Origin of the sequence: Cryobacterium sp. RTC2.1 (assembly GCF_035018685.1) — a bacterium.
Lineage (GTDB): Bacteria > Actinomycetota > Actinomycetes > Actinomycetales > Microbacteriaceae > Cryobacterium > Cryobacterium glucosi.
The window spans coordinates 1-7,844 of record NZ_JASJXJ010000167.1 but is presented as its reverse complement, the minus strand read 5'-3'; the positions used below and the strand labels follow the sequence as shown (position 1 = coordinate 7,844).

Genomic DNA, 7,844 nt, shown 5'->3' with positions numbered 1-7,844 from the left:
GTCAGAGCAGGGCGACGACCTGGCGGGCGATCACCCGGCCGGCCCGGTGCGCGCCGACCGTGCTCGCCTGCGGCCCGTACCCGGCGAGGAAGATCCTCGGGTCGGTCCAGCTCGCCCCTGATCCGACGACGAGCCCGCCGCCCTTGGCGCGGAGTTTCAGCGGGGCCAGGTGCCGCACCTCCGGACGGAACCCGGTCGCCCAGATGATCACGTCCGCTTCCGTGAAGCTGCCATCGGCCCAGCGCACCCCGGTCGGCTCGATGCTCGCGAACATCGGCCGGGCGGTGAGCACCCCGCGCTCGATCCCCGCGGCGATCCGGCGACTCACGGGCACGCCGGTCCCGCTCACGATGCTCGGCAGCGCGCGACCGGACCGGGCGGCCTCGTCCTGGGCGGCGACCGCGGCCGACGCCCCCTCGAGGTCGAGCTGATCGGTGTGCACCCAGTCGATCGGGCGCCGTGAGGCCCAGGTCAGTTCGGCGGCGACGTGTTCGAGCTCGAGCAGGAACCCGATGGCGGATGTCCCGCCGCCGACGACGACGACCCTCCGGCCGGCGAAATCCTCGGCCGCCCGGTAGCCCGAGGTGTGCAGCTGCTGTCCGGCGAAACTCGCTGCTCCCGGATAGTGCGGCACGAACGGGGCGCCCCAGGTTCCTGAGGCGTTGACGAGCAGGCGGGCGGTCGTCTCGTGGTCGCCGAACCCAGGCGACGCGCTTCGGATCACGAGGTCGGCACTGCGATTGAACACGGCGGTGACAGTGACGGGTCGAACGACCCTGAGGTCGAAGTGCTCCTCGTACCTGCGGTAGTACTCGGTGACGACGTCCCTGGCGGGGCGGTCACGGTCAGCCGTCGCAAAGCTCAGGCCGAGTTCGCTCATGCCGGGCAGGTCGTTCACCCGGTGCGCCGACCCGAGACGGAGTCCCGCCCAGCGGTGCTGCCACGCGCCGCCCGCGTCCGGGCCGCGGTCGAAGAGCACGAAGTCGCGCCCCGGGATCAGCTCGAATTTGCGCAGGTAGTAGGCGACCGCGAGGCCGGCTTGCCCCGCTCCGACGATGACGACGGGAACGCTCGCGTCACTCGACATCGCGTCCCCCCTCTTCACCAGCGTACGTCCGGCGTAAGATCACTGTGTGCGCCGCGGTTCGCCCTCCGAGCCACAAGCGGGCCTTCAGGCCCACCATGCTAAACTAGCGCCTAGTTTTCACCATTCCGTTCGGCAACTCCCGGGTGACTCATTCCTCACCTGGCCTGGCATCGTTAGGGGGTCTCGCATGGGGCGCGGCCGTCAAAAAGCAAAGCACACCAAGGTCGCCCGTGAGCTGAAGTATTTCAGCCCGGACACCAACTACAACGCGCTCGAACGCGAGCTCACGGGGCATCCCGTGGACGACGAGCGTCTCGACGAGGATCTGGCCAAGTGGCCGGAGTACGAGCCGGGTACCTCCGAGGAACCCGACCGATACGTCGACACCTACGCGACCGAAGACGAGCAGAAGCGCGCCTGACCGCCGTTCCCTGTACCGGGCGCCACTCTCGGCGCCCGTTTTGTCTGTGCAGGCATCCGCACCGCGCTGACCGCGCGGTACCCAGCGAGTTGGCAGCATTCGCTCATAGGCGCTGCGCGAAAGTGACCTTTCCGGTCGAGATTTCCCGGTCTACCGGTCGCTCTCGACCGGAAAGGTAACCCTCGGCACCGGCGGATGCCGCGGCGGATGCCGCGGCGCGGGCGCGTCAGGCCGCGTAGCCGCCGACCAGGCGCACAGCGCCGCCGTTGACGCCCTTGGCACCCTGCACGAAGCCGGTGAGGTCGTGCGGGGCCGTGGACACGCGTCCGGCGACCCAGGCCGGGATGCCGTCGGCCGCGAGGCTCGCGATGACCGAGGACGCGGCATCCGCTGCGACGACGGCGAACATGCCGACGCCGAGGTTCCAGGTGCCTTCAGAACTCTCCAGGGTGCTGCCCGCGAAGGCGCTCAGCACCCGGAACACGGGGGCGGGCGACCAGGTCGACCTGTCCACTTCGACCCACGCGCCGATCGGGAGGACCCTGGCGAGGTTCGCGGCGATGCCGCCGCCCGTGACGTGGCTGAGCGAGTGCACCGCGCCGGCGAGTTCGGGGTCGGCGAGCACGCTCAGCAGCGGTCCGGTGTAGAGCCGGGTCGGCTCGAGGAGTACTTCGCCGACGACCCCGCCGAGTTCGTCGGACGTGTCGGTGTAGCCGATGCCCCGTTCGGCGAGGATGTGCCGGACGAGCGAGAAGCCGTTGGAGTGCAGGCCGGAGGAGGCGAGCGCGACGACGACGTCACCCGCGCGAACGCGCTCGGCGCCGAGCACCTGGTCGCCCTCGACGACCCCGGTGGCCGCTCCCGCGACGTCGTAGTCGTCGGGGCCGAGGAGCCCCGGGTGCTCCGCGGTTTCTCCGCCGATGAGGGCGGTGCCGGTCTCGGCGCAGGCGCGGGCGATGCCGCCGACGATCTCGGCGATGCGCTCGGGCACGACCCGGCCGCAGGCGATGTAGTCGGTCATGAAGAGCGGGCGGGCGCCGACCACGACGATGTCGTCGACGACCATGCCGACGAGGTCCTGGCCGATGGTGTCGTGCTTGTCGATGGCCTGGGCGATCGCGACCTTGGTGCCGACGCCGTCGGTCGAGGTCGCGAGCAACGGGCGCTTGTACGCGGTGAGGAACGAGGCGTCGTAGAGCCCGGCGAAACCGCCGAAACCGCCGAGCACCTCTGCGCCGTGGGTGCGCGAGACGGCCGCCTTCATCAACGAGACGGCGAGGTCACCCGCCTCGGTGTCGACTCCGGCTGCCGCGTACGATGCGTTGCTCATTCTTGTCTTCCTGGATCGCCGATCATGAACTGTCCCTGGGTGCCGCGCACGGGGGTTCGCGTGCTCGCCCGCATCGAAGCCGGGTCGAGGAGCGGTTCGTATTCCGCGTCGGGGCCCGGGTCGCATCCGTCTGATGTGCGGGAGGCCTCTGCTGCGGCGACGGATGCGTCGCTCGCGACGACCGGCGAGCCTGCGGACGCCGTCGACCGCGTCGAATCGGTCGACCCGACCGGGGCGGTGCGCTCGAGCAGGTTCTTGCCGAGGTGCAGGGCGTCGGGCAGCGGGATCGGGTAGACGCCCGTGAAGCACGCGGTGCAGAGCCGCTCGCGCGGCTGCTCGGTCGCGGCGATCATGCCCTCAGGCGAGAGGTAGCCGAGGGAGTCGGCGCCGATGGCCTGGCGCACCTCGTCGACACCGAGGCCGGTCGCGATGAGTTCGGCCCGGGAGGCGAAGTCGATGCCGTAGAAGCACGGCCAGGTGATCGGCGGGCTCGAGATGCGCACGTGCACCTCGGCGGCGCCGGCCTCGCGGAGCATGCTGACCAGGGCGCGCTGGGTGTTGCCGCGCACGATCGAGTCGTCGACGACGATGAGGCGCTTGCCCTTGATCACGGCCTTGAGCGGGTTGAGCTTGAGCTTGATGCCACGCTGGCGGATCGTCTCTGACGGCTGGATGAACGTACGGCCGACGTAGGAGTTCTTGACGAGGCCCTGGCCGAACGGGATCCCGGATGCCTGGGCGTAGCCGATCGCGGCCGGGGTGCCGGACTCGGGGGTCGGGATCACAAGGTCGGCCTCGACGGGGTACTCGGCGGCGAGGCGGCGGCCCATCTCGACCCTGGCCTCGTGCACGCCGCGGCCGGCGATCGTGGTGTCCGGCCTGGCGAGGTAGACGTACTCGAAGACGCAGCCGGCGGGCTTGGACTCGGCGAACCGCTGCGAGCGGAGGCCGTTCTCGTCGATCGTGATGAGCTCGCCGGGTTCGACCTCGCGGACGAAGCTCGCCCCGACGATGTCGAGGGCAGCGGTCTCTGAGGCGACGACCCAGCCGCGCTCGAGCCGGCCGAGGACGAGCGGGCGCACGCCCTGGGGGTCGCGGGCGGCGTAGAGGGTGGTTTCGTCCATGAAGACGAGGCAGTAGGCGCCTCGCAGGCGCGGGAGCACCTCGAGCGCGGTGGCCTCGAGGGTGTGGTCGAGGTCCCCGGTGAAGAGGGCGGTGATGACGGCGGTGTCCGTGGTGTTGCCGCGGGCGAGTTCGCCCTCGACCTTCGGGTAGCGCTCGTGCACGAGCTGGAGCAGCTCGGCCGTGTTGGTCAGGTTGCCGTTGTGGCCGAGGGCGACGGTTCCGCTCGAGGTGCGGCCGAGGGTCGGCTGGGCGTTCTGCCAGCTCGAGGATCCCGTTGTCGAATAGCGGGTGTGCCCGACCGCGATGTGACCGATGAGGGTGCTCAGCGCCGCCTCGTTGAAGACCTGGGCGACGAGGCCCATGTCCTTGTAGATCAGGATCTTGCTGCCGTCGCTCGTCGCGATTCCGGCCGATTCCTGGCCGCGGTGCTGCAGGGCGTACAGCCCGAAGTAGCTGAGCTTGGCCACCTCTTCACCGGGAGCCCACACGCCGAAGACGCCACAGGCATCCTGTGGCCCCTTCTCGCCCTGCAAGAGATCGTGACCGAGAAGTCCGTCGCCACCAGCCAAATCGATGCCTCTTAACTATCTTTACAGCGTATTAGCGCTGGATGTTGGGGGGTCGTCTGCCTCGGAGGGAGCGTTCGTCTCGCTCACGCCGTAGACGCCCAGTCTATCGACGACGATCGTCTGGACCGAGCGAACGGTGAATCGGTCGATCACGATCGCCACGAGCGCACCGAGCGCGAGGCCTACGACGACCCCGACGAGGAGGAGGAATCCGAAGACCTGGAGGAGTCCGAATTCGGCCGTCTGGGGGAAGCCGACGGTGAGGATCAGCGCGGTGACCGCCCCGAGGACGGCGCCGACGATCATGAAGTTGAGGTAGCGCGGGGAGCGACGTACGGTCGCCGCGGCCTGGCCGACGAGGACTTCGGGGACGGCCGCGCCCGGGGCGGGCTGCACGGGGGCGATGTCGTTCCCTGGCTGCTCGGTTGCGCTCATGGGGACATTCTCGCACGCGCGCCCCGGGAGTGCGCCGGGAGCCGGCACGGGGCGGGACGTGGCGCGGGTGCGACACTGGACGGGTGAACAGGATTGCGGTGCTCGGAAGCGCGAACATGGACCTCGTCGTGCGCCAGCCGCGACTTCCCCGGCCGGGCGAGACGATCTTCGGCCACGACTTCGCCCTTGTGCCCGGGGGTAAGGGACTCAACCAGGCGGTCGCTGCCGCCCGGCAGGGTGGCGCTGTCGACTTCCTCGGCGCGGTCGGACGCGATGCCTACGGGACGGAACTCCGGGCGCTGCTCGTGGCCGAAGGCATCCGCGTGGACGGTCTCGACACAGTCGACGGGCCGACAGGCACCGCGCACATCACGGTGCTCGATTCCGGCGAGAACTCGATCGTCGTCGTCTCCGGCGCGAACGCCGCCGTGACGGTACTCGACCCGGGGCAGCGCGCGGTGATCGCGGCGGCGGACTTCCTCGTGCTGCAGTGCGAGCTTCCCGTGTCAGCGCTCGTTGAGGGGCTCGCGGTCGCTCGGGCGTCGGGCACGTTCACGGTTTTCACGCCCGCTCCGGTCGTGCCGCTGCCTGCGGCGTTCCTCGCGGGCGTCGACCTGGTCGTGGCCAACCGTCTCGAGGCCGAGGAGCTCACGGGTGAAGCGGATGCCGCGCGCGCGGCAGAATCCCTGAGCGCGCGCCGCGGCTGGGCGATCGTCACCCTCGGCGACGAGGGGTGCGTTGTCGCCCGCGGCGGCGTCGCACTCGGGCTCGCGCCGGCCCGGCCGGTGCGCCCCGTGGACACCACCGGGGCCGGGGACACCTTCGTCGGCGCGCTCGTCGCCCGGCTCGCCGAGGGTTCCAGGGGTGCTGTGGCTGCTGCAGGTGCTGAAGTGGCTCCGGATGCCGCGGTCACGGGCGCCGCGGAATCCGGTACCGGGGGTGCTCGCGTCGGGGTTTCGGAGGAGGCGATGATCGACGCCATCCGCTGGGCGACGGTCGCGGCATCCGTTTCGGTCACCCGGGCCGGCGCGACGGCATCGATGCCGACCCGGGCCGAGGTGGCCGCGATCCTCGCCTGACCCCCTCGCGAGAAACGCGGGAGGCGCGGTTACGGGGTGAGGCGCAGCGGCAGGTGCGCGGCGAGGTCGGCGCGCTGTCCGCTCGCGTGGATGCGCCCACTCGCGAGACCGTCGGACCAGGCGAGCTCGCCGGTCGCGAGGGCGAGCCAGGTCGCGGCATCTGTTTCGACGACGTTGGGCGGGGTGCCCCGGGTGTGCCGGGGGCCCGCGATGCACTGCACGGCGCCGAACGGCGGAACGCGCACCTCGAGGGTGTTGCCGTTGGCCTCTTCGGAGAGCAACTGCAGGGTGTAGCGCACGGCGAGCGCACGGATGTCCCTGCTCGCGCCCGCCGGGTCCGCCGCGTAGCCGCGCACCGCGGCGCGGCCCACCCCGTCGTCGATCCTCGCCTTGGCCATCCCCCCATTCTGCCGGTTTCCCGGCCAGGGACGCCCCGCGCCTAGTGGCCTAACTCCAGTGACCGGCATCCGGTAGCCTGAACCGGTGAGAATTCTGGTCCTCGGTTCCGGTGCCCGCGAGCACGCCATCATCACCGCGCTGCTCCGCGAGGAGCCCCGCCACGAGGTCGTCGCCGCGCCCGGCAACGCCGGCATCGCCGCCGCGGTGCCCGTCGTCGCCCTCGACCCGAACGTGCCCGGCGCCGTCACGGAGTACGCGATCGAGCACGGCGTCGACCTCGTCGTCATCGGCCCGGAGGCTCCCCTCGTCGCCGGCGTCGCCGATGCGCTGCGTGCGCAGGGCATCCCGGTGTTCGGCCCCGGCCGCGCCGCCGCGGCCCTCGAAGGCAGCAAGACCTTCGCCAAGCGCATCATGGACGAGGCCGGCGTCCCGACCGGCCGCGCCGAGCGCGCCGGCACCCTCGCCGAGGCGACCAGCGCCCTGGACGCCTTCGGGGCGCCATACGTCGTCAAGGCCGACGGCCTCGCCGCCGGCAAGGGCGTGCTCGTCACCGAGGACCGCCTCGCCGCCCTCGCCCACGCAGAGTACTGGCTACAGCACGGCGGCGTGCTCATCGAGGAGTTCCTCGCCGGCCAGGAGGTCTCCCTGTTCTTCCTGAGCGACGGCCACACCGTGCTGCCGCTCTCCCCCGCGCAGGACTACAAGCGCCTCGCCGACGGCGACCTCGGTCCGAACACCGGCGGCATGGGCGCATACTCGCCGCTGCCCTGGCTCGACGCCGGCTTCGGAAGCGAACAGGCCTTCGTCGACGAGGTCCTCGACACGATCGCCCTGCCGACCGTCCGCAGGCTCGCCGCCGAGGACACCCCCTTCATCGGGCTGCTCTACTGCGGGCTGATTCTGACGGATGCCGGCATCCGGGTCATCGAGTTCAACGCGCGTTTCGGTGACCCCGAGACCCAGGTCGTGCTGCCCCGGCTGGTGACCCCGCTCTCGGGGCTGCTGCTCGCGGCGTCCACCGGCGGGCTCGGCGGGATGGCGCGGCCGGTGTTCTCGGCAGAGTCCTGCGTGACCGTCGTGCTGGCGAGCGAGAACTACCCGGAGACCCCGGTCACGGGGCGGGCGATCACAGGGCTCGATGCCGCATCCGCCGTCGACGGCGTCACGGTCGCGCACGCCGCGACGGCCCTCGTCGACGGAAGACTCGTCTCCACCGGCGGCCGGGTGCTGAGCGTTGTCGCGCTCGGCGACGGGTTCGCCGAGGCCCGCACCCGCGTGTATGCCGCCCTCGCCGAGATCGCCCTCGAGGGTGCGCAGTTCCGCACGGACATCGCCGCCCGCGTCGTCGCCTGACCTGTCGCTCCGCGAGACGGCCTCCCCGCAGGCACGGCCGGAGGGG

The 7,844-nt window shown here is 71.2% G+C and carries 8 protein-coding genes; 3 read left to right on the top strand and 5 right to left on the bottom strand.

Going from position 1 to position 7,844, the window contains the following annotated elements; translation table 11 throughout:
• Position 1 precedes the first annotated feature (1 nt).
• Positions 2-1,087: an FAD-dependent oxidoreductase gene (locus QN357_RS16255; protein ID WP_134446237.1), complete on the bottom strand. Its 1,086-nt coding sequence runs from the start codon at positions 1,085-1,087 to the stop codon at positions 2-4.
• Between the two features lie 187 nt (positions 1,088-1,274).
• Here QN357_RS16255 and QN357_RS16250 point away from each other — a divergent pair, with 187 nt between their 5' ends.
• On the top strand, positions 1,275-1,508 hold the full coding sequence (locus QN357_RS16250; protein ID WP_134446236.1) for a DUF3073 domain-containing protein: 234 nt from the start codon (positions 1,275-1,277) through the stop codon (positions 1,506-1,508).
• 226 nt (positions 1,509-1,734) lie between these two features.
• On the opposite strand, the gene purM is transcribed toward QN357_RS16250, so the two are convergent.
• From purM to QN357_RS16235, 3 genes are read right to left on the bottom strand one after another with little or no spacing between them, the layout of a single operon-like run.
• On the bottom strand, positions 1,735-2,838 hold the full coding sequence (purM, locus tag QN357_RS16245; RefSeq protein WP_134446235.1) for a phosphoribosylformylglycinamidine cyclo-ligase: 1,104 nt from the start codon (positions 2,836-2,838) through the stop codon (positions 1,735-1,737).
• Positions 2,835-4,532, bottom strand: a complete 1,698-nt coding sequence (gene purF, locus QN357_RS16240) for an amidophosphoribosyltransferase (protein ID WP_241975368.1) — start codon at positions 4,530-4,532, stop codon at positions 2,835-2,837. The genes purM and purF overlap by 4 nt, the downstream gene beginning before the upstream one ends.
• Positions 4,533-4,553: 21 nt before the next feature.
• Positions 4,554-4,967 (bottom strand): hypothetical protein, encoded by a 414-nt coding sequence (locus QN357_RS16235; protein ID WP_174774615.1) that lies wholly within the window; start codon positions 4,965-4,967, stop codon positions 4,554-4,556.
• An 83-nt stretch (positions 4,968-5,050) separates the two neighbouring features.
• Between QN357_RS16235 and QN357_RS16230 the strand changes: the two genes are divergently transcribed.
• Positions 5,051-6,046, top strand: coding sequence for a ribokinase (locus tag QN357_RS16230; protein ID WP_134446234.1), 996 nt, complete (start codon positions 5,051-5,053; stop codon positions 6,044-6,046).
• Between the two features lie 29 nt (positions 6,047-6,075).
• Here QN357_RS16230 and QN357_RS16225 read toward each other — a convergent pair whose 3' ends face one another.
• Positions 6,076-6,444: a sterol carrier family protein gene (locus QN357_RS16225; protein WP_134446233.1), complete on the bottom strand. Its 369-nt coding sequence runs from the start codon at positions 6,442-6,444 to the stop codon at positions 6,076-6,078.
• A gap of 85 nt (positions 6,445-6,529) precedes the next feature.
• Here QN357_RS16225 and purD point away from each other — a divergent pair, with 85 nt between their 5' ends.
• Complete coding sequence (gene purD, locus QN357_RS16220; protein ID WP_322189156.1) at positions 6,530-7,798, top strand: phosphoribosylamine--glycine ligase; 1,269 nt, start codon at positions 6,530-6,532, stop codon at positions 7,796-7,798.
• Positions 7,799-7,844: the final 46 nt, after the last annotated feature.